Below are 21,782 nucleotides of genomic sequence, written 5' to 3' on the forward strand. Positions count from 1 at the left end.
GACCCTGCGCCATGTCACACGCAGCATGGACACCATCATCACGACCGCCATCAACGGCCTGCTGCGGCAGTACTTCCCCAAGGGCACCGACCTTTCGGTCCACACTCGCGAGCACCTTGATGCGGTAGCGGCCGAGTTGAACAGCCGCCCTCGCAAGACGCTCGGTTGGGCAACGCCAGCTGATCGTCTGCACGAGCTGACGGCTTCTTCGTCGTACTACTTGGGGTCCTCGCTCTCCCAGGGGTAGACGAAGAGGCCAGGCCGGGCGCCCCATCCGTCGAGCACCGTGATCAGTTCGGACTCGTCCATGGCGTCAGCGGACCCGATGAGGACTGCTCCGTTGTCGTAGTCGAAGCCATCGATGCGATCACGGTCGTACTCCCAGTGCTCAAGACGGAAGCTGCGTTCAGCGTCGCTGCGAACCCATCCCTCGCCCTGCGCTTGGGCGTCGGGATCGCTCCTCTTGGGACGGACATCCACAAATGCCCGGCGGCCCGGCCTCGACGCTGGAACTTCCGCAACGAGCCTTCTACCGAGGCGGAGTGCGCTCAGTTTGTCCACGGGCCAGCTCGATCCGTCGTTCATAAGGCTTCATTCTGGCCTGGTCACCCAAGAGTTGAGTAGCGCGGCCAGTCGGTGACTTCTGGTAGTTGCTCAGCCGACGGCCACCAGCGAGCAACACCCCGCCGCCGCTACTTACACTGCTCGCACTTGATCAACTCACCGCGTGTTGCAACGATCCCTCGAATCCACCCCCGCTGCCCGACCACGCACGGCCACTTGTGGCTCACCGGGCGACGATGGGACCGACCACAGCGGCCATGACCGTCACAGCCCCGAACGCCGCCATCAGCGGCTTGTTCCAGGACGGGTGGCGGTGCACGAGGTAGGCGGCGCCGGCTGCGAGCAACAGCACGACGACGACCAGGAGCAGCGCGACAAGCAGAGCGAGCGTGGACACGGGATTCCCCCTCGGGGTTGGGCACGCCCCGGGTCGGGCGTGCGGTGGTTAGGCGTCAGAAGGTGTTGCTTCTTTGGTGCTTGCGGCCTGTCGAGATGGCTCGACAGCGGTGGCTCAGGGTGCTGGGTGCGGGGGTTAGCTGCGCAACTCCCCTGTGACCAGGCCATTTACGAAAGGCGCGTTCCTGGTCACGCGGGCAGGCGCCGCAGGCGTCCCACGCCATCGGGGGACGCCGCCCAGCGACACAACCGGCACCCCGATCCTGGCTCCTACGCGACTCTCATTCGAGGCGCCTGACCTGCGACTTCGTGTAGGTCAGGCATGAGTGGGTGTCACGGGTGCGGTAGGCGCCCGTACTTGGTCTGGTGGGTCGAGTGCCCGCTCAACGCCTTGAAGGTGGTCGCTCACCTGCCGAGCACCGGGTCCGGGCGACGACGGCGCAGGTCGCGTCTCTGGTCACGCTCCTGGTCGCGCCTCACGTCGCGTTCCTGGTCGCCGCTCTGGTCACGCCTCTGGTCGCATCGGAGCTCCGGCGAGATGACGGGAAACTGCAGCTCGCAGGGCTTGCTACGGAGTGATCGGTATGCCGACTACTTCCCTGAGAGACCTCGGGCGAGTCGATCGCCTGACGCCCGGACCGTGCAACCGATGCAACAGGGTGGGGAGGGCCCGGCTCCCTCGCCTGCTCGCCGGCGTAGAGCGCGGAGTGCAGCCTCGTGCGGCGGGTGCTGCGCCGACGCAGCACCCGCCGGAAGTTCACCTCGCACGCGAGGGAATCCGGACTGTCGACTGTCGCGCAGCCTGCGCCATGGGTGCCGGCCCCGGAGCGCGGGCTGTGACAACAGCGGTGACGGGACCGGCGACACGACGCTGTGAGGGGAGCAACGCGTGGCAGCCGCCGCCTCTCCAGCAGAAGCAGAGGGCCCAGGGTTCAAGCGGCGAAGCCGATGTACTCGTACTGACCCCGCTGCGAGCCGAGGTCGACGACCTGGTCCACCCAGGCATCATCCAGCTCCTGGTCGTCGCCCGCCGCTCCCGCGCCGACGATCCGGTCCCGGCGCCGGACGTTCATCGTGCAGAACTCCACCGCCCGCTGGCGCCGGTGGTCCTGCTCGTCTGCGGCATGCGTGGCCGGGGCCCGGTCGTGTGTAGGCACGTTCTGAAGCGATTGCCCTCCAGTTGACCTTCACCTTGGGGCAGCCCACAGCATCAGTGAAGCCAAGCGCGTGCTTGGCATGAGGAGGAGCGATCGGCATGCGCTTCGAGTTGCACCAGTCCCGCTCTCAGGAGCTCATCCGGGAAGCCGAGGAATACCGACTCGCGCAACAAGTCAGGAAAGCCCCATCGGCTCCCCGGGCCACGGCAGCCCCCACGTCACGACCGATTCCACGGCGCCTGCTGGCCTGGCTCCGCGGGTGAACGTCGCGGCGCCTCGCCCTGCCCACAGCTATCTGGGACAGGACATCAGCGGCCCGCGCCGAATTCCCGCAGGCTTGCCACCAGTTGCCGGTCGGGCCGGGCGACGATGACGGACGCCCCGGGTGTACGTGCGGCGAGCCGGTTGACCTCACTCTCCAGGCGGTCGGTGGGTGCCAGGGCGCGCAGACCGGTGTTCGCTTGCCGTCGCTAGCAGCTGCAGTAGCCGGTCATGCCGCGTCGGCGACCCGCCGATGCCCAGACTCGTTGCCGCCTGCCGTATGGGAGCCCGTGCGCGGAACGAGGGACAAATGGCGCCTGGTCCTGGCGTGGCGCGCGGGCTGCGGGGGTGCAGGTTGCCTGAGCAGCCACTCCTCGTAGCGTCCGAGTGCAAGTACCAGGCACAGCAGCCCCGGGGGCAGCAGGAAAGCGGCGAAGACCACGAGAACTCCTCTGGAAGGACGGCTCCTTCCGTTCGGGTAGCCCGCCCGGCCGAACGGAAAGCCTGGCCGCGCGAAGGAAGCGTGACCATTACGTGTGGACGGCGTGTCTGGCGGCTGCCCGTCGGTGGGCGGCAAGCATGCATGCGCCGCGACGGTGCAGCATGCAGCCCGCCCTCGGCGTGCTCCACGTAGAACGGGTCGACGTAGGTCCGCAGCACCAGGTCACGGGAGCCTCCGTCCCGCGTCCCGATGGTCAGCCGCCGCATCTCGGCGGTGATGCCGCCGCGCAGCGCCACGGCCTTGACGATCCGCTCGCCGGCCTCCAGGTGCCGGCTCACCCAAGTCGGTGTCAACGGCCGACAGCTGCCGCCTCATCGTGGTTCATCACCGTGCCACCTCATCATCCGGACGGCGGCACGCGCGAAGGTCATGATCGGCCCCGACGGCGCATTCGGGATCGATGCCTATTGCCGGACTCCGCTGCATGCCGGCCCAGACGGATGGGTGGAGTCCTGGGCGCCGGCCGCGCATGCCGGTCGCCGGGCCAAGGCCGTGACAAAGATCAAAGGGAAGGCGTCGATCCTTGGACCTCGCCTTTACGCATCAAGTCCTGGAACCCTGCCATGACCTCGCGAGCTGTTACCTCCAGAGTCGCCGGCGCGGCCTTGAGACGCTCGGGCTAAAACTCGCGATGGTGTGCGCGTCCGCCGTACTCATCACAAGAAGCGTACGAGGATCGCGTCGGGCCGGGAGGATCCCGGAGCAAACCCGCTCGTGGGCGGGCTCCGTTCGGCAGCCAGGGCCGGCGAACGGAGCCCGGGTCAGCCGCCGATGGTGCAGGCGTGTCCGTTGAGGGTGAGTCTCTCAGGGGCCGAGGTGTCGCCCGTGTGGTTGGCCAGGTAGCCGATCTCGACGCTGTCGCCCGGCGCGATCGTGCCGTTGTACGCGGCGTTGGCCGCGGTGACCATGTCGCCGTTCTGGACGAGGTCGGTGTTCCAGTCCGAGATGATCGTCTGGCCCAGGGCGAGGGGGAAGACGAGCTTCCAGCCGGAGACGGGTGTGGTGCCGGTGTTGGTGAGGGTGAGGTTCGCCGTCAGGCCGCCGCCCCAGGCGTACGTGCTGTGGGTGATCCGGCAGGTCGGCGCGACCCTCTCGAACGACACCCGGTGCAGTCCACCGGGCAGGTCGTTGACAACGTAGAGCTCCCCCTCCGACGTAGCGCCGAACGCCGTGACCTGGGTCGGCGTCTGCCCGATCTCCGCCTGGAGGTAGCCGCCCGCGCCGTCGTCGCGCAGCGCCCAGACGGTGGACGAGCAGTAGTCGGTGGCGATGTATGTGCCCCCGACCAGGTCCGCGAACTGCTTGCCGCGGTACACCTGCCCGCCGATGACCGCGCAGCTGCCGGTGCGCGGTGAGTAGGTGAAGACCGGATCGGTGAGCTCGGCGCCGCCCCCGCACTGGGCCTCGTCGAACACCACCAGCCCTTCGCGGCAGGACCAGCCGAGGTTTGCCCCGGGCTGCTCCGCAGGGCGCAGCCGGTCGATCTCCTCCCACCTGCCCTGACCGACGTCGCCGATCCACAGCGAGCCGTCCGCGGGGTCGAAGGAGAACCGCCAGGGGTTGCGCAGCCCGTAGGTCCAGATCTCCGGGCGGGCTCCCGCGACGCCGACGAACGGATTGTCCCCGGGCACGCAGTACGCGAGGTCCCCGCAGCTCCGGCTCACGTCGATGCGCAGGATCTTGCCCAGCAGGGTGTCCACCCGCTGCCCGGAGTCGAAGGGGTCTCCGGAACCGCCGCCGTCGCCGATGCTCCAGTACAGGTGGCCGTCGGGGCCGAAGGCGAGCTGGCCGCCGTTGTGGTTGCTGTACGTGGCGTGCTCCTGGGACAGCAGCACCTTAAGGCTCGCGTCGTCGAGGTCGTACCGGGCCAGGGTCACCGCTGCATCCGGCAGCGCGGTGTACGCCAGATACACCTCCCTGCTGCCCAGGAAGTCGGGCGCCGTCGCGATGCCGAGCAGCCCGCGCTCGTTGCCCGACTCGTCCACCGCGGCCGTGATGTCGATGAGCGGGGTCTGCGCGAGGCCGGTGTCCGGGTGGTACACCCGCACGGTGCCGCGCTTCTCGGTGATGAACAGCCGGCCCGAGCCGTCGTCGGGCGCGGCGATGGCGGTGGGGCGCTTCAAGCCGGAGGCGACCTGGGTGGTGTGCGCGGCGATCTCCGGCAGCGGTACGGACGACTCCGCGCCGGCGTCGGCGGGTCTCGGGGGCTCCGGCGGGGAGGCGGAGACTGCCGGAAGGGTCGAGAGGGACAGCAGTGAGGCGATCAGCAGGGGAATTGCCCAGCGTCGTTTCAGCATGTCGGCTCCACGGGCGAGGGAGAGCCGCCCCACGGGCGGGAAGGAGTCGGCTCCACGGTCGAGTGAGTGCGGGCTTCATCCGGCGGGTGCGCGAGCACACCCGCCGACCGTCGCTGTGGCGCGGCCTCGAGGCGGCGACGTTCGCCGCCTCGAGGCCGCGCCTGGTGTCAGGGCCTGTCCGGCGGATCATGCCGCGGTAAGCGACAGCCCCTTGCGGGACCCCACCGGCGGGTACTGCACCCGGTGCTGCGACACGATCCACCGGACAGGTCCAAAGGGGATGGGGATCACGGTCGGGCGTCGGCCTGCGGGCGGCGCCGTCCGCGGTGGAACGCCGCACCCGCGACGCAGGCCACCAGGACCGCGGCTCCCGCCAGGGGGCCGGCCAGCGCGGTGAGCGGCGAGCCGCTCGTTGCCCCGCCGGCGGAGTTCACCGCGTCCACGTCCGCAGCTGCGGCGGCATGCGTCCCGTGCCCGGTGTGAGCGGCCGCTGCCTGGATGCCGTTGGAGTCCGCCGCCTTCGCGGCGATCGCGTCGGCCGTCGTCCGGCCACCGCCCAGACCCGTGACCTCGCCCTGGCCGCCGTCGAAGACGACGTCGGAGCAGGAGAAGAAGTTCTCATTGCTGTCCGAACGGATCCACTGGACGAAGAGCATGTGCGGACCGGACCGCGCCGGCAGCCGCAGGTCCCAGTAGTAGTGGCCGCCCACGCCACCCGGGCCACTCGTCTGCGGCGGGTCGGTGACGGTCTGCAGATGCGTCAGGTCACCCCATGCCAGGGGAGTGGTGGGCGACCAGCCGTTCTTGGTGATGTACACCTCGAACCTGCCCGGGTGGTGTGCCCAGTTGCTGTAGTTGATCTGGATGCTCGAGCCCGAGGTGAGGTGCGTCTTCGGCCAGTCTGTGCGGGCCGCGTTGTAGGGGGAGAAGTTGTACGGGCTCCTGTCGCCGGCGCTGCAGAGCTTCCCGTCAGGGACGTAGCCCACACTCCTGCCACCGGCGTTGGAGTCCAGCACGGCGAACCAGTTGTACAGCGGCGTGGTGCCGGCCCCCTGGACGGCGGCGCGACAGGCCGGGTTGGAGGGCATCTGGGTCGATTCGTTCTGGAGCAGGTCCAGGTAGCAGAGATACGTGCGCGAGCCGGGCCCCATGGCGACGCCGTGCGCTGCCGCCGGGGACGGCAGCGAGGCCACGGCGAGGGCCAGTAACAGGGCTCCCAGCAGGGCGAATAAGCGGTGGAAGCGGAGCCGCTTCCGGCTCCGGCCGACGTGTCCGATGATCATGTGGGGGATCTCCTCCGCGGTGATGCGGCACGGCGGGCAGCCGACCGGCACGGCGCGCAGACGTCAGGTCGGCCGAGCGGCGACTCGCCCGCCGAACCGCCCGACTGTAGAAGTGCCGCGCACCCACCAAGGCACCCGGCCGGTCCGGGACCGGATCGCCGTAAGGCGAATGGGAGCGCTCCCATACCATAGTGGCCAGCGGGACATCCGTGAATGCCCCCGTCGCATCCTCTTCTCCCCTGCCGAAGGCGGCCGGCTCGTACGCTTCCTGCCTCCTGGGAGCGCACAGTACGAGTGGGTCCAGACCAGAGCGAGGAAGCCGCCGTAGACGGCCGAGGCGAGGGTGGCGGGTACGAAGGTCCCGTACACGGTGGCTTGCGCGCCCTCGCCGCCGACCGTGATCAGGACGAGTACGGCGGTGTAGATCCCCACCACGGCGGGAGTCGGTGTCGGGTGCACAGGATCAGCCGCACCACCCCGGCCACCAGCGTGGCGGCGACCACGACGTGCCAGGTCAGCCGACCAACCCGAGCAGGTGCCAACAACGATGACCAAACCGCGCCAACTATCGAGACCAGAGTGGAGCATCGAGCCTGCTCGGCGGACCCCGCGGATGTCATCGACCTCGACCAGTCACACCGGAACGGACATACTTGACGACCTGCCCCCTGACCTGGGACGACTGCACGCACTGAGGATCTGGCACGCCATGTGGCTGCAGCGCATCGACGACAAGATCGCCGCCCTCCAGAAACGGGAAGCCGAGCAGCAGCACGGGCGGCGGGCCCGGCCCGCGGAGCCGGAGTGGTCCGTCGAACTCGGCATCGGCGACGGACGGCCACCCATCGAGGTCCACCTGGGCGGCTGCTACGCCGCGGGCAAACAACGGCGCCCGGAGAGCCGGGACGAAGCCCGCCGCCTCCTCGCCTCAGGAGTACGGGCCTGCAGCCATGGCCAGCCCGACACCGCCCTGAACATCCTCGACTTACCCACCCGACCGGTCCTCACCGCTACGGCGCGCTGACCGGCCCGGCCCCCTCCGGTCACGTTCACTGCACCGCCCCCGCCCCTCCCCCGGAACAGGCTGCCTCTGATGACCAGTAGTGCTTTCCCGCCGCCGATCAGCGAACCGGACCCCTCCACCTTCACCTGCTCCAGCAGCCTGGTCGGACCCTGCTCCGGCTGCCAGCGCAGCACCCACAGATACGGCAGCGGAGGCCTGCCCCTGTGCCACTGGTGCATAACCACCGCCAGAGAGAACTGGGGCACCGGCGTCCGCTTCAACAACACCCGCACACCGGTGAACTGACTGCCAGGGCCTGTGGTTTCGAAGGGGGGTGGGCTCGCTAGTTTGCGCGGGACCCAGGGGTTTTCACGCTCAGTCCTCGGTGACACGGATGATCGTCTTGCCGGGGGTGCGCTTGTCCGGCGTGAATGCGGAGGCTGTCTCGGCGAGCGGCCGGACGGCGCCGACGATCGGCTTGAGGCGGCCGTCCCGCAGCCGCTGGGCGAGGTCGGCCAGGCGGGCCCGGTCGGGTTCGACGACGAAGAAGACGGCTCGCCCGTCGCGGGGGTGGACGGTGACCGGCTCGGCGATGGTGACCAGGGTGCCGCCGGGGCGGACCAGTGCGGTGGAGCGTTCGAGGATCTCGCCGCCGATCACGTCGAACACCACGTCAACCTCACCGATGTCCTCCAGTTTCTCGGCCTGGAGGTCGACGAAGGCGTCCGCGCCCAGGCCGAGGGCGGTCTCGCGGTCGCCGGCCCGGCCGGTGCCGATCACCCGGGCGCCCGCCTCGCGGGCCAGCTGCACGGCGATGGAGCCGACGCCGCCCGCAGCGCCGTGGATGAGCACGCTCTGGCCAGTGACCAAGCGGGCGTGGTCGAACAGGGCCTGCCAGGCGGTAAGCCCGGAGATCGGCAGCGCGGCAGCCGTGACGTGGTCGACATCGGCCGGGAGCGGGGCAAGGTTGCGGGCCTCGACCGCCGTGTACTGGGCCAGCGAACCATTGCGGGACCAGTCGGCCAGACCGAAGACCCGCTGCCCGACCGTCAGACCAGTGGTGCCGTAGCCGAGCTCGGCGACCACGCCGGACAGCTCATGGCCGGGCACACTCGGGGTCCGGTCACGACCGGCCCGGTCGGTCCAGGTGCCGGGCCAGTCCAGCTCCCCCGGGGTGAACCCGGCAGCGTGAACCTCCACAATCACGTCGTTCTCGGCGGCACGCGGGTGGGGCACCTCGGAAAGGACAAGACCGCCGACGCCGGCGTCACGATCCTGGACGGTGATGGCTTGCATGAGGGATTCCTCTGAGCAGGGGGACGTTTGAGGATCGGGCATCACGCTGGGTAGGCGCAGGCATCGGCGCCGCAGGAGGCCGGCCGCCCGCCATGACCAATCCCAGCGCCGTACGCCCCTGTCCGCCACCGCGCACAGCGGCAGGCGAAAGGACGGCTGACGAGTGCCTGGTGATCACGTTTTCGATCGTAGGAGGGAAGCAGCCCAAGCATCTGGGCCACTTGCACCCACTTACGGTGGGCCATTTACCTACCTCCGGTTACCCACAGCCCCGCACATGCCGCCCGTGCCGCCAGCGTGGCCACGCTCAGCTCGCTGACGGAATGCGGGCGGCGATCAAATTCTCGAGCATGACCGGTGATGACCTTCGAACCAGGGGTTTCAGAGGATGCCTGAGCCTGAGTTCTCGTCAGGTCCTGCAGAAAATGGATCGTCAAGGCGAGCCCAGCCTCCTACCGTTCCGCCATGCAGATCGTTGTGACGCTGGACTGTGTCGATATCGGGGCCCAAGCGAACTTCTGGCTCGGCACGCTCGCCCCGCTGGACTACTGCCGCGGTTTCCACGGGCCCCCTACCTGAGCCTGGTCGGGCCCGCTCCTGCACCAACCCTTCTCCTGCAGCACGTCCCCGAACCGAAGCAAGGCAAGAACCGCATGCATCTTGACCTCGACTTTGGCACCGCAGACCTGACGTCCGAGGTCAACCGCCTCGAACAGCTAGGCGCTGCGAGGCTCTCTGAAGAACTCAACGAACACGGCTTCCGCTGGATCGTCGTTGTCGACCCGGAGGGCAACGAGTTCTGCGTATTCAATCCCCCGAAATCGCTTCGTCACTGGCGCCTACGCAACACATAATTCCAGGTCAGAACCAATACGGACACTTCGAGGCTCGGTAAAGCCGACGGCCAGGTCGCGGCCAAGCCGTACAAACTGCTGCAGATGGCCCTGGAACGCAGCGCCAAGGTCCCCATTGCCAAATACGCATGGAGCGGCCGCGGGCGCCTGGGACTGCTCCGCATCCGCGACGATGCAATCGTCCTGCACGCGATGCGGTGGCCCGACGAAATCCGCTCTCCCCAGGAACTCACCTCGGGCACGGTGGAGGTGTCGGAGGACGAGATCGAGGGTGCGCGGGCCCTCAACGACCACATGACCCGCGACAGCCTGGAAGGCAGCGAATTCGTGGACCAACACAGATGCCCTCGCAGAGGTCGTCAAGGCCAAACGGGAAGGGCACGCCCTCCCCGCGGCTCCGGAAGCGGCGGCGCCAGGCAGGCAGGTCGTCGACCTCATGTCCGCGCTGGAGGCTTCCGTGCAGAAGGCGTGGGCCTCCCGCGGCGAGGACGGCGACGCCGACGTCCACGAACTGCCCGCGAAGAAGTAGACAGCGAAGAAGGCAACCGCCAAGAAGACCACCGCGAAGAAGAGTGTGGCGCAGAAGTCGGCGGCGAAGCCGAAACGCAGCGCGTGATCCGCCCCGGGGAGAGGGCCCTCACCAAGATCATCTCGACGAGATCCACTTCCGATGGACCTTAGAGCAGAACAAGGGGGCCTCCGGCGCGCACCTGTCCTGGCGACACGACCGTGGCAAGCCCATCCAACCGCATGTCGTGCGCCTTCGTGATGGCCCGCAATACCAGAGGGGAGTGGGGGAGGTCCTGCTCAGCCTCGTTGGTCATCACGCATCGCTCACTCGATCGCTCGAAAGCCCCTCAAGGCAGTCGTGACGCTCGCGGGCCTGCCGCGACCGTGCCGTCGCAGTCCGAGCCTGGCGATCGGACTGCTTCGAGCCGGGGTGGGCACTAGACCCACCACCGCCCGTCCGGTTCCGCCCCGGTCGCGCGCAACCGCTTCGGGAGTCCCTTTGCCGATCAGCCTGTTCGTCGCCCGCCGTCTCCGCAGAGCCGCGCGGGTGGCCTTCGGATGGGACGAGTTGCGTCCCGGCCAGCTCACCGCGATGAAAGCGGTAATGCGCCGCAGGGACGCCATGGTGGTGATGCCGACCGGCTCGGGCAAGTCGGCGGTGTACCAGGTGCCGGGCATGCTGCTCCCCGGTCCGACGCTCGTCGTGTCACCGTTGATCGCTCTCCAGCGGGACCAGATCGCCGGACTGCTGCGGAACAGCGGCCAGAGAGCCGTCGCCGTCAACTCGTCGATGTCCAGAGCCCAGAACGAGCAGGCATGGGAGAGCGCGAGCGACGGAACCGCCCGGTTTCTCTTCCTCTCCCCGGAACAGCTCGCCAAGCAGGACGTGCTGGAGCGGCTGGCTGCGCTGAGACCGTCCCTCTTCGTCGTGGACGAGGCGCAGTGCGTGTCCTCCTGGGGCCACGACTTCCGGCCGGACTACCTCAGGCTCCGCCAGGCCGCCGAGAGCATCGGGCGCCCTCCCATCCTCGCCCTCACCGCCAGCGCCGCCGCACCGGTGCGCGCCGACATCGTCGAGCAGCTCGGCATGCGCAAGGCCCACGAGGTGGTGGCCGGGTTCGACCGGCCCAACATCCGCCTGGAGGTCACCCACTTCTTGGACAACGCGGCCAAGCGGCGCGCCGTGGTGGAGCGAGCTGCGGCCGAGCCCAAGCCGGGCATCGTCTACGTCTCCACCCGCAAGGACGCCGAGGCGTACGCCGCCGAGCTCGGCGAACTCGGCCTGAGCGCCGCCGCCTACCACGCGGGCAGCCGGTCGGCCGACCGCAGCGCGGTCCACGACCGCTTTCTCGGCGGCGAGTTGGACGTGGTGGTGGCCACCTCGGCATTCGGCATGGGCATCGACAAGCCCGACGTGCGGTTCGTACTGCACGCCTCGGTGCCCGGGTCCCTCGACGCCTACTACCAGGAGATAGGCCGGGCAGGCAGGGACGGCGAGCCGTCCCGGGCCATCCTGCACTACCGCGTCGAGGACCTGGGTCTGCAGAAGTTCTTCTCCACCGGCCGCCCAAACGCGGACACCATCGCCGACGTCTCGCGCCTCGTACGGGACCGTGCGACCCCCGTGACACCGACGGAACTCCGGGAAGAGACCGGCCTGTCCGCCGGCCGGCTGACCGCCGTCCTCAACCTCCTGGAGAGTGCCGGAGCCCTCACCACGGAACGCGGAAAGGTGGCCCCGGTCCCCGGGGCCGATGCGGAGGAAACCGCCATGCGGGCCGTGGAGTTGAGCACCGCGCACGAGAGCATGGAACGCTCCCGGGTCGACATGATGCGCGGCCTGGCCGAGACCACCGGCTGCCGACGGCGTTTCCTGCTCGGCTACTTCGGCGAGCGCCTCAACTCCCCCTGCGGCAACTGCGACCGATGCGAACAGCGGCCCATCGGCACCGCAGCCGGCGCCGTCCCCGGCCCGTCCCGCCCCCGGACCGCCTCACCCACGCGCCACGACCACCCGTTTCCGCCCGGCACCGCGGTCCACCACCCGCAGTGGGGTGACGGCGAGGTCCTCACCGAGGAGGAGAACCGGATCACCGTCCTGTTCGCCTCAGTCGGCTACCGAACCCTGTCACTGCCGGTGATCCTGGAGAAGAACCTGCTCACAGCCGCTTCCTAGACGGAGGCCCGGTCGTCCGGTGAGCTGTCACGGTAAGCCCAGGCACGACTGGGTCACCGGGCTGGTGAGAGGGCGATGACCGCTGTCAGGACGACGCCCGTCACAGCGATGCCCAGGTGAAGCGCCGTCCAGATGTAGTGCAAGCGGACCCTGTGCAGCCAGGGGCGCTTGGTGATGTGCCTCTCGCGCGCAGCCTGGTTTCGGCTTCCAGTCCGATGCCGGGGTGCAGGGCATCGAAACGGCGGCGCATGAGCTCGGCCTTGTGCAGGTGCAGCCCGTAGCGTTCGCGGTACTTCATGCTTGCCACGGCTCCCCAGCTCGGCTGGATCCCCAGCATGCGCGAAGGGTCAGCCGTCCGGCTGCGCATCCGGGGCCGTACCACTTCCGGCCGGCACGCCGCCCGACTTGTGGAGGAATCAGCAGCGCAGCAACAGGATGCTGAATTGCAAAATTAAGCAATTGATTAGATGCTGTGTTGGCTGTGCCCGCAGGTAGCCGCGGGCACAGCCGTCGCTTGCCCCGGGGTGGGGCGCCATTGGGGAAGCCGAGGGGCTGTGTCCGTTCCGCTGTACCAGGCCAAGGCCGAGTTCTTCCGGATGCTGGGGCATCCCGTACGGATACGAGTACTGGAACTGCTGCAGGACAGGCCGCTGCCGGTACGGGATCTGCTGGCCGCGATCGAGGTGGAACCGTCCAGCCTGTCGCAGCAGCTGGCGGTGTTGCGCCGCTCCGGGATCGTTACCTCGACGCGGGAGGGCTCGACGGTCGTGTACGAGCTGGCCGGCGGCGACGTCGCCGACCTGTTGGGGGCCGCGCGCCGGATCCTGACGGAGATGCTGTCCGGGCGGAACGAACTGCTGGCCGAGCTGCGGGAAGCCGAGGTCACCGCGCGATGACGTCCGCCCTCACGCAGATCGGTAGCCGGATCACCGCGCTCCTGCCTGGCCGTAGAGATCTGGTGGAGATGCGCCGGGACCCGCGCCGGGACCTGCTGGCCGGCCTCACGGTGGCGATCGTCGCGCTGCCGCTCGCACTCGGTTTCGGCGTCTCCTCTGGGCTCGGTGCCGAGGCGGGGCTGGCGACCGCAGTCGTCGCCGGCGCGCTCGCCGCGGTGTTCGGCGGTTCGAATCTGCAGGTGTCCGGGCCGACGGGCGCGATGACCGTCGTCCTCGTGCCGATCGTCGCGCAGCACGGGCCGTCCGGGGTTCTGGCCGTCGGGCTGATGGCGGGCGTGATGCTCGTCGCGCTCGCCCTACTCCGGGCCGGGAAGTACATGCAGTACGTGCCCGCGCCGGTCGTGGAAGGCTTCACTCTCGGTATCGCCTGCGTGATCGGTCTGCAGCAGATCCCCAATGTCCTCGGAGTGCCCAAGCCGGAGGGCGACCGCGTCCTCATGGTGACCTGGCAGGCACTGGAGGAGTTCGTGAAGAATCCGAACTGGACCGCCGTCGCGTTCGCCCTGGTGGTCGCCGCCGTGATGCTGACCGGCGCTCGCTGGCGGCCCACGAGCCCCTTCTCCATCCTGGCCGTGATCGCGGCGACCATCGTGGCGGAGACGGTCGGCCTGGACGCGGCGAAGCCGATCGGGAACCTGCCCTCCAGATTGCCCGCGCCGTCCCTTTCCTTCCTGGACATGGGCGCCCTCGGCTCTCTGCTTGCCCCGGCCGTGGCGGTGGCGGCGCTGGCCGCTCTGGAATCCCTGCTGTCGGCCTCGGTCGCCGACGGCATGACGGTCGGTCAGAAGCACGACCCCGACCGCGAGCTGTTCGGACAAGGGCTGGCCAACATCGCCGCCCCGCTGTTCGGCGGCGTGCCGGCGACCGGCGCGATCGCACGGACCGCGGTCAACGTCCGTACCGGCGCCGGGTCCCGGCTGGCGGCCCTTGTCCACGCTGCGGTCCTCGCGATGATCGTCTTTGCGGCCGCGCCCCTGGTCTCCAGGATCCCGCTGGCTGCGCTCGCGGGCGTGCTGCTGGCCACGGCGATCCGCATGGTGGAGGTCGGCTCGCTGCGCGCGATGGCGAAGGCCACCCGCTCCGATGCCCTGATCCTCGTCCTGACCGCCATCGCGACGCTCGCGCTCGACCTCGTCTACGCCGTCATCATCGGCCTGGTCGTTGCGGGCGCACTCGCGCTGCGCGCGGTGGCCAAGCAGGCCCGCCTGGACCAGGTGCCGCTCGACCGGGGCGACCACAGCGTCGAAGAGCACGCGCTGCTGGCTGAGCACATCGTCGCCTACCGCATCGACGGTCCGCTGTTCTTCGCCGCCGCCCACCGCTTCCTCCTCGAACTGGCCGAGGTCGCCGACGTCCGCGTCGTCATCCTGCGCATGTCCCGGGTGACAACCATCGATGCCACCGGCGCCCTTGTCCTCAAGGACACGGTCAACAAGCTCAACCGGCGGGGCATCGTCGTCATGGCCTCCGGGATCCGCTCAGGCCAGCGCCAGGTTCTGCAGTCGGTCGGCGCGCTGGAGCTGCTGCATCTGGAAGGTCGCGCGTACGCCACCACTCCCGAAGCGATCCAGGGCGCGCGCACCTACCTGGAGGGTGTCGGCCTGCTGCCGCCTCTGCCCGCCCAGAAGCCCCGACCGGTGGGCGGGAAGACTGAGGAATCAGTCGGATGAGCACTCCACCCGCGCCTTTGCGCATGGTCGAGGTTTCCGGGGCCGAGGCCATGTGGCTGCTGGAGGGCAGTTCGCTGGGACGGTTGGTGTCCACGCAGCGGGAGGCGACCGTCATCCGGCCCGGCCGGCACACCTGGGAATTCGGGCGGCTGGTGGTGCGCACACCCGCGCCGGCCGCCGCGGTCCCGGCGACGGCGACGTATCACGTGGACGAGATCCGTGCGGTCGGTGGCACCGGCTGGACGGTCACCGTCGCCGGACGCCTCGATGTGATCTCCGATCCCGACGAGGCCGCCCACTACCAGCGCACTCTCGCCGGCTGGACGCATGGCCCGCATGACACGCTGCTGCGCTTGCACCCCAAGACCGTGACCGGATTCCGTCTCGCCCGCGCAGAGGCATGATGAGTACCCGGCTCGACACCCTGCCCTACCGGCATGTGCTGACCCTGCCGACGATGCCGTCGGCGGTCCGTACAGCACGGGAGACCGCCGAGCAGGCCCTGGTCGAGTGGGCCATAAACCCGCGCCATCCCACCGTCGGCCCGGCCCTGCTGATCCTCAGCGAGCTGGTCACCAACAGCGTCCGGCACGCCGCGGCGCTCTCCCCCAGGTGACCGTCATCTACGCAGCCAGCGAGGACTGCCTGGCCTTCGCCGTCCACGACCGCCACCCCTACCAGCCCGCGCTGTACGGCGCGGTCACCGGCACCGGGGCGGGCGGTCTGGCCACCGTCATGGAGCTCACCCTCGGCCTGGGCGGCAGCGCGGTCGTCCGGGGCGACGCCGACGGCCAGGGCAAGAGCATCTGGATCACCCTCCCCCTCTGAACCAACAGGCTGATTGCGCAGGAAGTTGACGAGCATGACCATCGAGTGGTGCTACACCGTTGAGCAGGACCTCGGCATCCTATCCGTCTCCGGATACCTGGGCCCGGACGCCGTCCATCGCTTCGCGGGTGCCGTCGGCTGGGTGGTGGGACGTGGGAGTGGTCCGGTCATCGTCGCCCTGACCGAACTGCGCAGGTGGTCGGCCGAGGGGCAGCTGGCGATCATCGAGGCGGCGCAGCGTCTCGCGGAAGCGGGCCGCAGCCTGGAACTGGCCGCCATCCCCGCCGACGGTTCCCTCGTCCCCGCCGGGGACTGCCCCTCCATCCCCGTGCACGCCGACCTGGCCGGCGCGCTCGCTGCCCACAACCGGCGGCACGGCGAGCCGCGACAGGGGCGCACCGAGTAGCAGACGACCGGGTGGCCGAGCGGAGACGATGCGGGAGAGTGACCCCCTGGTTCAGCCGGGGGCGAAGGCGCCATCGCCGTCTCGCACGGGCACGAGGGTGCAGGTGTCCTCCTCCGTGGCGATGGCCACGTCCTCGGCGAAGCCCATCGCGGTCAGCTCGTGGCCGGAGACGCCGGCGGCGACGGCGCGGGTGAGGTCGGCGGTGCCCTCGTAGGTCGCTTTCGCGGCGGCGGCCTCGGCGGACAGCGGTCCCGCGCCCTGGGAGTGCAGGTCGCAGATGAGGGCGCCGGCGCCGAGCAGGTCTTCCAGGGCGGGGCGCAGGGTGCCGTCCGGCCACCGCTCGCCCGCGGCAATCACGGCTACCGGATGCTCGGGCGTGCCGTAGCCGCGGGCGGTGAGCCAGCTGCCTACCGCGGTGATGTTGCGCAGACAGGCGGCGACCACCAGCGCACGCGGTGACAGGGCCGCTGCGATTGCCGCGCCGTTCGGGCACGGCAGTACCAAGCGCGCGACGAACGGGGCACGGCGCAGGTGGGCTGGGGAGAGGGACCAAGGACTGTCGGGTGTGACGGCACTGCGGGCAACGGCCAGCCGCGCACCGAACAGCCGTGCGTAGCTGGCGGCGGCCTTCCTTGATGCGGTCCGCTCGGCCGTGGTGGCAGGGCCGTCCGGCAGCCAGAACGGGAGGACCCGGATGCCCTGCCCGACGGCGACACTCACCGTCGTGGTGAAGGACAGCACATCGACAATGACCAAACAGGCGGTCCCTGTGACGAGGCGCCCCGCTCCGGCCGGACCCCACTCGAAGCGGATCCCGCTGTCGGACTGGACGGCCCAGTCACCCATGTCCCACCTTCCTGCGCGGATCCGTGCCGCGTGTGGGTCAGCTCCGGCTGCCGTCCGACGCGGCGTTGGCACTCCGGCCGCCGAAGGGCAGCCTCAGCACGCGGGCCTTGTCGCACCATGGGCACTGCCCGCCCGGGCCGACGCACTGGGTCGGCACTTGAGGCGGCAGGCGGGACACTTGAACCAGGCGACGCCGGAACCGCGCAGCGGAATGATTCTCACACAAGCCTCCCTCACGCCACGTATGGAGTTGCTAATCTTAGCAATTACTGAGGTAGTCACCGCTGGTTTCGGGCGCCCGGTTCTCGTGCGCGGATTCGGCGGGGCCAGGTCCACAGGCGAGGATGGTCCGCATGTCTGTGACGAATGGGTGGATGCGATGCGCCGAGGACTGGCCGATACCGCCGTACTGCTCCGCAGGGGAGGAGACGGCACGATGAGCACACCGCTGTACCAACTGAAGGCCGAGTTCTTCAAAACCCTCGGCCACCCGGCGCGCATCCGGGTCCTGGAGCTGCTGAGTGAGCGCGAGCACGCAGTCGCGGAGATGCTGCCCGAAGTGGGCATCGAGCCGGCCCACCTGTCGCAGCAGCTCGCGGTACTGCGCCGTGCGAATCTCGTGGTGACCCGCAAGGAAGGCTCGACCGTCTACTACTCGCTGACCAGCCCGCACGTGGCAGAGCTGCTGCGGGTGGCGCGCACCATCCTGTCCGGCGTGCTCGCCGGACAGGCCGAGCTGCTCGCCGATCTACAGACCACCCAGGCGGAGGTGAAACCGCCGTCCTAGCGACGGCTCTCAAGCGGTGGCCGTCTCCCGAGAGTTGACAGCGCTCTGTACCAGGAGACGGCTGCCTTCACCCCGGTGGAACTCGGCTCCGTCCTCGGCCCCTCGCCCGACGCAGGGGCGTGCCCCAGGAGTGGCGTCGGCCTGGTCGAAGGCTGGCGCGGCACATCGCCACCCGCGTCGAACTCGCCGCCGACGGCACCCTCAAGCGGGTCAAGCCCGTCGACCTGTCCTTCTTCAACTAGCCCGCGCTGCCGGTCGCCCTGAACGACACGATCGTCCCGGACTTCCCCCTCACCAACAAGAGTTTCAATCTCTCCTACGCCGGCAACGACCTCTGACCGGTCAGAAACACGCGTCGCCGCCGACCAGCCGGTACCCGGTCACGACGTCGGCCCTGATCCGCACCACGTGGTCCATTTCCGTGTCGGTCCAAGGCGTGAGCTGTGTCAGGTAGCGGGCGAGTTCGGCGGGGTCCGATACAAGGTTGGCGGCGCCGGTGACGACTACGCTCCAGCCAGTCCGGGTCACTGGGTCAAGGGTGTCCGCCTCGTAGGCAACCTCCTCCGACCGCGCCGCACGGCCGAGCAACGCGGCCCCGGCGTGCGTACGGATGACGATTTCGCCGTTCACCTCCACGAGATGATTGACCGGGCGGATCGTCGGCTGCGCCTGATGGGAGACCACCGCCCGTCCCACTGGCGTCCCGGCCAGCAGTTTCAGTGCCTTGTCCCGGCCCAGCTCGACCATGCGAGCCCGCGGTGGCGCACCGGCCGTCATGATGATTCCTCTCCTGGTCCCGGCATGCGCTCGGCGCCGTCCGGCCACAGCACCTCGACGTGGATGCCGCGTCTGCGGGCGTAGGCCACCAGATGGGCGGTGGTGTCATGGCCGCTGGTTGCGGTGCCGTCCCAGATAGCCACCACCCGGGCGCAGGCCCGCAGCAGCCGCTCGTCGGCGCGCACGCACGCATCCTGGTCCACCGGGTCGTACTCCAGCAGCCGCACCTGCTGCGACAGCAGCAACAACTCCCCGGCCGCCAGCCGGTCCCGTTCCCTCAGCAGTGCGGGCACCCGGTTCAGCGTGGGCACCACAGTCACCAGCGCCAGCCCAGCCTGCTTCGCGGCCCGTCCGAACGCCCGTCCGCCCCGCCTCGGCACACCGGGCCAGCCATTCGCGGAGTTCTTCCTCCAACAGCCTCAGCGTCCCCGGGGCGAGGTCCGGGTGCCCCACAACAGTGATCAACTTCGGCAGTCCTTTCTCTCCGCTTCCGGCGGTCACAAAAGTCGGCTGATGCAAGAGGCCCTCATCGCGTGTTCAGGGCCAGCTGCGGTCGGGAAGGGGGTAGCGGTGCGCGGGCGACGTACAGCCACTCACGTGGATCTCCGATCTCCTGCGCGCCTTGCCTGCTCATCGCGAAACAGGGAGATGAGGCCCGGGCAGGAAGCCGGTCGGCCCGTGTGCCGGCCACTCATGTGCTCATTGGCTACTTGTTGGCGTGTTCGCCGAGGTAGAAGAGGAGCCACACGAACCCGGCGAACAGATGCGTGCCGAAGATGTAGAAGCCCGCCCGGATCGCCACACCGCGCTCGATCCAGGCCTCCCTGTCCTTCTCCTTGCCTTTGCCTCGCTTGTCTTCCAGCCGCTCTGTCGCCCTGCCACCCACCGTGTCGCCTCCCTCTGTCCTGATCCCCAGATCCCTACGACGGAATGTCGAACCGGACCAGGACCACCTTGCCGTCACGGTCCACGGCTGATTCCGCGCTGACATCGCCGTTGTACGCGGCGGCCAGCTCGGCCACCAGCTGCAGGCCCGCGCCCATCGCGCCCGGCCGGAGGACGGGAAGCTGCGGCTCGGCATCGGCGACGCTGACCACCAGCTGTCCCGCTCCGACCGTCATCCCCACCTCCGCAACCGGGGAGCGCGACGGGTGCTGCAGCACGTTTACCACCAGCTCGCTGACCACCAGGAGCACCGCGTCGGCGAACGCGGAGCCCGGCGCGACACCGGCTCCGGCCCGACCGGTACCGACACGATGTGCCGCCGCAGGTCACCCTGGCGCCATCGTTGGAACAGGTGTCCGCGCGTCACCGCGCAGGCTCCGCAGCACGCAGCTCCTCCAGCAGGTCCTGTCGGCCTGCCAGCAGGACGGACAGGATCCGGCGGGCGGCGGCCAGCAGCTCGGCCACGTCCCCGCCCGCCAGTTCGTACACCACCGTTGACCCGCTGCGGGTGGCAGTGACGATCCCGGAACGGCGCAGCACCGCCAACTGCTGCGACAGGTTCGACGGCTCGACCTCGATCGCCGCTAGCAGGTCACGCACCGGCTTCGGCCCGCCCTGCAGCAGCTCCAGCACCCTTATCCGCACCGGATGGCCCAGCATCCGGAAGAACTCCGCCTTCGCCTCATACAGCGGAACCGGCATCCCGATCACTCCTCGCCCGCTTCGACGTCGATCCCATGACGGCGGGCCAGCCACACCACATCGTCCAGGTCGCTCTGCGCCACCGAGGCCGCGTACACGTCCCCGGCCTCCACTGCGGCCGCCAGGTCGGCCCGGGCCTCCCGCACCCGCGCCAACAGCGCCTCGGCGAACTCGCCCACCCCGACCTCCGCTCTTGATCACCTATCTACCAACGCAACTAACCAATTGAAGAACTCTTCAATTATAGGCCTCGAAGTAGCACCCTCAATGCGTCTCTCTCACAGAAGGCTGGCGGGTGCGCCGCGCGGTTGTGCCCCGGCCCTGGGGATGTCGCGAGGGTTGCCGGGCAAGCACCGTTGCAGTACTAGGCCATTTCGTTTGGATCAGACGGTCGTTGGTCCGGGTGTGCCGTTGACTGATGCGCAGTGGGCGCGGATCGAGCCGTTACTCCCGGACCGGACGCCGAAGCGGGGTGGCCGCTGGCGGGACCATCGTGAGGTGATCGACGCGATCGCCTTCAAGTTCCAGACCGGTACGCAGTGGGTGCACCTGCCGGAGAAGTACGGCAACTGGCGGGGCGTCTACAACCGGCTGCGGATGTGGGCCGTCGACGGCACCTGGGAGCGGGTGTTCACCGCACTGATGGCCCAGGCCGACGCGGACGAGGACCTCAACTGGGCCGTCTCGCTCGACTCGACCATCGTGCGCGCACACCAGCACGCGGCCGGAGCCCGCAAAAAGGGGCCCCGGCCGGCGAGCCGGACGATCACGCCATCGGCCGGTCCCGCGGCGGACTGACCACAAAGATCCATCTCGCGGCCGACGGCCGGTGCCGACCACTGGCGTTCGTCCTCACCGCCGGTCAGGCCGGCGACGCACCCGCCTTCACGGACGTCATGTCCCGCCTGCGCGTTCCCCGCCCTTTTGGACGGCCCCGCACCAGGCCGGACCTGGTCCTGGGCGACAAGGCCTACTCCTCCCGCGCGATCCGCGACCACCTGCGCAGACGCGGCATCCGCGCGGTGATTCCGGAACGCGCCGACCAGCAGGCCAACCGGCGGCAGCGCGGACAGGCGGGCGGCAGACCGCCGGCCTTCGACCGCGAGGCATACAAGCAGCGCAACACCGTCGAGCGGTGCATCAACCGCCTGAAGCAGTGGCGCGGCATCGCCACCCGCTACGAGAAGACCGCGACCATCTACCTCGCCGGACTTCACATCGCGGGCATCTTCCTCTGGTCCGCCCGCTGATCCAAACGAAACCGCCTAGCCGGAGTGCGAGCCGCGGGTCCGGCGCAGTCGGCGAGTCACCGGATCAACTCGGATCGCTCTGCCGCGAAAGCCTCGTCCAGATGGTTGGCCAGCGGCCCAGGGCGTTCCAGGCTGCTCCAGATCTCGATGGCCAGGGGCAGTGTGCCGAGCCCGACCATGGCGACCAGCCGGAGTGCCTGCTGCCATTCAGGGTCCCGCCAGCGTTCGGCTAGGGCCTCGGTGATGATCCGCTCCTGGCGCTCATAGTTGGAGTGCTTGCGGGCGGGAAGGGTCTCCGTCGACCGCATCAGCCGGT

General features: G+C 69.3%; 24 protein-coding genes and 4 pseudogenes. 14 read left to right on the plus strand and 14 right to left on the minus strand.

Annotated elements, in window-relative coordinates; genetic code table 11:
• Positions 1 to 52: 52 nt before the first annotated feature.
• Positions 53 to 247 (plus strand): annotated as a pseudogene (locus OG718_RS03300) (transposase); the annotation flags it as partial.
• On the opposite strand, the gene OG718_RS03305 reads toward OG718_RS03300, so the two are convergent.
• The 5 genes and pseudogenes from OG718_RS03305 to OG718_RS03330 all read right to left on the minus strand — a co-directional run bounded on the left by OG718_RS03305 (position 217) and on the right by OG718_RS03330 (position 6,460).
• Complete coding sequence (locus OG718_RS03305; RefSeq protein WP_328843158.1) at positions 217 to 585, minus strand: hypothetical protein; 369 nt, start codon at positions 583 to 585, stop codon at positions 217 to 219. The pseudogene OG718_RS03300 and the gene OG718_RS03305 sit on opposite strands and share 31 nt — an antisense overlap.
• A gap of 202 nt (positions 586 to 787) precedes the next feature.
• Positions 788 to 961 carry a hypothetical protein gene (locus OG718_RS03310; protein ID WP_328843159.1) on the minus strand — a complete coding sequence of 58 codons (174 nt, stop codon included), beginning with the start codon at positions 959 to 961 and terminating at the stop codon, positions 788 to 790.
• A 931-nt stretch (positions 962 to 1,892) separates the two neighbouring features.
• Positions 1,893 to 2,060: pseudogene (locus tag OG718_RS03315) on the minus strand (transcriptional regulator); the annotation flags it as partial.
• Between the two features lie 1,581 nt (positions 2,061 to 3,641).
• Positions 3,642 to 5,177 carry a PQQ-dependent sugar dehydrogenase gene (locus OG718_RS03325; RefSeq protein ID WP_328843160.1) on the minus strand — a complete coding sequence of 512 codons (1,536 nt, stop codon included), beginning with the start codon at positions 5,175 to 5,177 and terminating at the stop codon, positions 3,642 to 3,644.
• 287 nt (positions 5,178 to 5,464) lie between these two features.
• Positions 5,465 to 6,460: a lytic polysaccharide monooxygenase auxiliary activity family 9 protein gene (locus OG718_RS03330; protein ID WP_143644603.1), complete on the minus strand. Its 996-nt coding sequence runs from the start codon at positions 6,458 to 6,460 to the stop codon at positions 5,465 to 5,467.
• A 613-nt stretch (positions 6,461 to 7,073) separates the two neighbouring features.
• Between OG718_RS03330 and OG718_RS03335 the strand changes: the two genes are divergently transcribed.
• Both OG718_RS03335 and OG718_RS03340 read left to right on the plus strand, forming a co-directional pair.
• Positions 7,074 to 7,484, plus strand: coding sequence for a DUF6233 domain-containing protein (locus OG718_RS03335; RefSeq protein ID WP_328843161.1), 411 nt, complete (start codon positions 7,074 to 7,076; stop codon positions 7,482 to 7,484).
• 69 nt (positions 7,485 to 7,553) lie between these two features.
• Positions 7,554 to 7,769, plus strand: coding sequence for a hypothetical protein (locus tag OG718_RS03340; protein WP_328843162.1), 216 nt, complete (start codon positions 7,554 to 7,556; stop codon positions 7,767 to 7,769).
• A gap of 69 nt (positions 7,770 to 7,838) precedes the next feature.
• On the opposite strand, the gene OG718_RS03345 is transcribed toward OG718_RS03340, so the two are convergent.
• Positions 7,839 to 8,759, minus strand: a complete 921-nt coding sequence (locus tag OG718_RS03345) for an NADP-dependent oxidoreductase (RefSeq protein ID WP_328843163.1) — start codon at positions 8,757 to 8,759, stop codon at positions 7,839 to 7,841.
• 581 nt (positions 8,760 to 9,340) lie between these two features.
• Here OG718_RS03345 and OG718_RS03350 point away from each other — a divergent pair.
• The 8 genes and pseudogenes from OG718_RS03350 to OG718_RS03385 all read left to right on the plus strand — a co-directional run bounded on the left by OG718_RS03350 (position 9,341) and on the right by OG718_RS03385 (position 16,159).
• Positions 9,341 to 9,613: a VOC family protein gene (locus tag OG718_RS03350; RefSeq protein WP_443055319.1), complete on the plus strand. Its 273-nt coding sequence runs from the start codon at positions 9,341 to 9,343 to the stop codon at positions 9,611 to 9,613.
• Positions 9,614 to 9,697: 84 nt separating this feature from the next.
• Positions 9,698 to 9,823, plus strand: a pseudogene (locus OG718_RS03355) (Ku protein); the annotation flags it as partial.
• A gap of 805 nt (positions 9,824 to 10,628) precedes the next feature.
• The gene (locus OG718_RS03360) at positions 10,629 to 12,299 is read left to right on the plus strand and encodes a RecQ family ATP-dependent DNA helicase (RefSeq protein WP_443055320.1); all 1,671 of its coding nucleotides are present in this window, start codon (positions 10,629 to 10,631) and stop codon (positions 12,297 to 12,299) included.
• Positions 12,300 to 12,853: 554 nt separating this feature from the next.
• Positions 12,854 to 13,195, plus strand: coding sequence for an ArsR/SmtB family transcription factor (locus OG718_RS03365; RefSeq protein WP_328843166.1), 342 nt, complete (start codon positions 12,854 to 12,856; stop codon positions 13,193 to 13,195).
• The gene (locus tag OG718_RS03370) at positions 13,192 to 14,925 is read left to right on the plus strand and encodes a SulP family inorganic anion transporter (RefSeq protein ID WP_328843167.1); all 1,734 of its coding nucleotides are present in this window, start codon (positions 13,192 to 13,194) and stop codon (positions 14,923 to 14,925) included. The genes OG718_RS03365 and OG718_RS03370 overlap by 4 nt, the downstream gene beginning before the upstream one ends.
• Positions 14,922 to 15,329 (plus strand): pyridoxamine 5'-phosphate oxidase family protein, encoded by a 408-nt coding sequence (locus tag OG718_RS03375; protein ID WP_328843168.1) that lies wholly within the window; start codon positions 14,922 to 14,924, stop codon positions 15,327 to 15,329. Before OG718_RS03370 ends, OG718_RS03375 begins: the two co-directional genes overlap by 4 nt.
• A pseudogene (locus tag OG718_RS03380) lies at positions 15,329 to 15,753 on the plus strand (ATP-binding protein). Before OG718_RS03375 ends, OG718_RS03380 begins: the two are co-directional and overlap by 1 nt.
• 34 nt (positions 15,754 to 15,787) lie before the next feature.
• Positions 15,788 to 16,159: an anti-sigma factor antagonist gene (locus OG718_RS03385; protein WP_328843169.1), complete on the plus strand. Its 372-nt coding sequence runs from the start codon at positions 15,788 to 15,790 to the stop codon at positions 16,157 to 16,159.
• 51 nt (positions 16,160 to 16,210) lie between these two features.
• Here OG718_RS03385 and OG718_RS03390 read toward each other — a convergent pair whose 3' ends face one another.
• Positions 16,211 to 17,005 carry a 2-phosphosulfolactate phosphatase gene (locus tag OG718_RS03390; RefSeq protein ID WP_328843170.1) on the minus strand — a complete coding sequence of 265 codons (795 nt, stop codon included), beginning with the start codon at positions 17,003 to 17,005 and terminating at the stop codon, positions 16,211 to 16,213.
• 436 nt (positions 17,006 to 17,441) lie between these two features.
• Between OG718_RS03390 and OG718_RS03395 the strand changes: the two genes are divergently transcribed.
• Positions 17,442 to 17,792 carry an ArsR/SmtB family transcription factor gene (locus tag OG718_RS03395; protein WP_328843171.1) on the plus strand — a complete coding sequence of 117 codons (351 nt, stop codon included), beginning with the start codon at positions 17,442 to 17,444 and terminating at the stop codon, positions 17,790 to 17,792.
• 119 nt (positions 17,793 to 17,911) lie between these two features.
• Positions 17,912 to 18,034, plus strand: coding sequence for a hypothetical protein (locus OG718_RS03400; protein WP_328843172.1), 123 nt, complete (start codon positions 17,912 to 17,914; stop codon positions 18,032 to 18,034).
• Positions 18,035 to 18,134: 100 nt separating this feature from the next.
• On the opposite strand, the gene OG718_RS03405 is transcribed toward OG718_RS03400, so the two are convergent.
• From OG718_RS03405 to OG718_RS03430, 6 genes are all read right to left on the minus strand, one after another.
• Positions 18,135 to 18,539 carry a pyridoxamine 5'-phosphate oxidase family protein gene (locus tag OG718_RS03405; protein ID WP_328843173.1) on the minus strand — a complete coding sequence of 135 codons (405 nt, stop codon included), beginning with the start codon at positions 18,537 to 18,539 and terminating at the stop codon, positions 18,135 to 18,137.
• A gap of 26 nt (positions 18,540 to 18,565) precedes the next feature.
• Positions 18,566 to 18,889, minus strand: coding sequence for a hypothetical protein (locus OG718_RS03410; RefSeq protein WP_328843174.1), 324 nt, complete (start codon positions 18,887 to 18,889; stop codon positions 18,566 to 18,568).
• Positions 18,890 to 19,275: 386 nt separating this feature from the next.
• A complete protein-coding gene (locus OG718_RS03415) occupies positions 19,276 to 19,431 on the minus strand; it encodes a DUF6126 family protein (protein WP_443055321.1) in 156 nt (51 codons plus the stop codon).
• A 58-nt stretch (positions 19,432 to 19,489) separates the two neighbouring features.
• The gene (locus OG718_RS03420; RefSeq protein ID WP_328843176.1) at positions 19,490 to 19,765 is read right to left on the minus strand and encodes an ATP-binding protein; all 276 of its coding nucleotides are present in this window, start codon (positions 19,763 to 19,765) and stop codon (positions 19,490 to 19,492) included.
• 112 nt (positions 19,766 to 19,877) lie between these two features.
• Positions 19,878 to 20,216 carry an ArsR/SmtB family transcription factor gene (locus OG718_RS03425; protein WP_328843177.1) on the minus strand — a complete coding sequence of 113 codons (339 nt, stop codon included), beginning with the start codon at positions 20,214 to 20,216 and terminating at the stop codon, positions 19,878 to 19,880.
• Between the two features lie 5 nt (positions 20,217 to 20,221).
• Positions 20,222 to 20,395: a hypothetical protein gene (locus OG718_RS03430; RefSeq protein ID WP_328843178.1), complete on the minus strand. Its 174-nt coding sequence runs from the start codon at positions 20,393 to 20,395 to the stop codon at positions 20,222 to 20,224.
• 199 nt (positions 20,396 to 20,594) lie between these two features.
• On the opposite strand from OG718_RS03430, the gene OG718_RS03435 reads away from it, so the two are divergent.
• Positions 20,595 to 21,466 (plus strand): IS5 family transposase gene (locus OG718_RS03435; RefSeq protein ID WP_443054884.1). Its coding sequence is split into 2 segments (ribosomal slippage): positions 20,595 to 20,978 and positions 20,981 to 21,466, totalling 870 coding nucleotides; the frame shifts between segments, so codons are not numbered across the junction.
• Positions 21,467 to 21,522: 56 nt separating this feature from the next.
• Here OG718_RS03435 and OG718_RS03440 read toward each other — a convergent pair.
• Positions 21,523 to 21,774 carry an acyl-CoA-like ligand-binding transcription factor gene (locus OG718_RS03440; protein WP_328843179.1) on the minus strand — a complete coding sequence of 84 codons (252 nt, stop codon included), beginning with the start codon at positions 21,772 to 21,774 and terminating at the stop codon, positions 21,523 to 21,525.
• Positions 21,775 to 21,782 lie beyond the last annotated feature (8 nt).

The organism is Streptomyces sp. NBC_00258 (genome assembly GCF_036182465.1).
Classification (GTDB): Bacteria; Actinomycetota; Actinomycetes; order Streptomycetales; family Streptomycetaceae; genus Streptomyces.

Coding starts and splice junctions, on each gene's coding strand:
- OG718_RS03370 (WP_328843167.1), top strand. CDS start 13,192: ATGACGTCCGCCCTCACGCAGATCGGTAGCCGGATCACCGCGCTCCTG.
- OG718_RS03345 (WP_328843163.1), bottom strand. CDS start 8,759: ATGCAAGCCATCACCGTCCAGGATCGTGACGCCGGCGTCGGCGGTCTT.
- OG718_RS03385 (WP_328843169.1), top strand. CDS start 15,788: ATGACCATCGAGTGGTGCTACACCGTTGAGCAGGACCTCGGCATCCTA.
- OG718_RS03340 (WP_328843162.1), top strand. CDS start 7,554: ATGACCAGTAGTGCTTTCCCGCCGCCGATCAGCGAACCGGACCCCTCC.
- OG718_RS03440 (WP_328843179.1), bottom strand. CDS start 21,774: ATGCGGTCGACGGAGACCCTTCCCGCCCGCAAGCACTCCAACTATGAG.
- OG718_RS03305 (WP_328843158.1), bottom strand. CDS start 585: ATGAACGACGGATCGAGCTGGCCCGTGGACAAACTGAGCGCACTCCGC.
- OG718_RS03330 (WP_143644603.1), bottom strand. CDS start 6,460: ATGATCATCGGACACGTCGGCCGGAGCCGGAAGCGGCTCCGCTTCCAC.
- OG718_RS03425 (WP_328843177.1), bottom strand. CDS start 20,216: ATGCCGGTTCCGCTGTATGAGGCGAAGGCGGAGTTCTTCCGGATGCTG.
- OG718_RS03375 (WP_328843168.1), top strand. CDS start 14,922: ATGAGCACTCCACCCGCGCCTTTGCGCATGGTCGAGGTTTCCGGGGCC.
- OG718_RS03390 (WP_328843170.1), bottom strand. CDS start 17,005: ATGGGTGACTGGGCCGTCCAGTCCGACAGCGGGATCCGCTTCGAGTGG.
- OG718_RS03335 (WP_328843161.1), top strand. CDS start 7,074: ATGTCATCGACCTCGACCAGTCACACCGGAACGGACATACTTGACGAC.
- OG718_RS03405 (WP_328843173.1), bottom strand. CDS start 18,539: ATGGTCGAGCTGGGCCGGGACAAGGCACTGAAACTGCTGGCCGGGACG.
- OG718_RS03325 (WP_328843160.1), bottom strand. CDS start 5,177: ATGCTGAAACGACGCTGGGCAATTCCCCTGCTGATCGCCTCACTGCTG.
- OG718_RS03395 (WP_328843171.1), top strand. CDS start 17,442: ATGAGCACACCGCTGTACCAACTGAAGGCCGAGTTCTTCAAAACCCTC.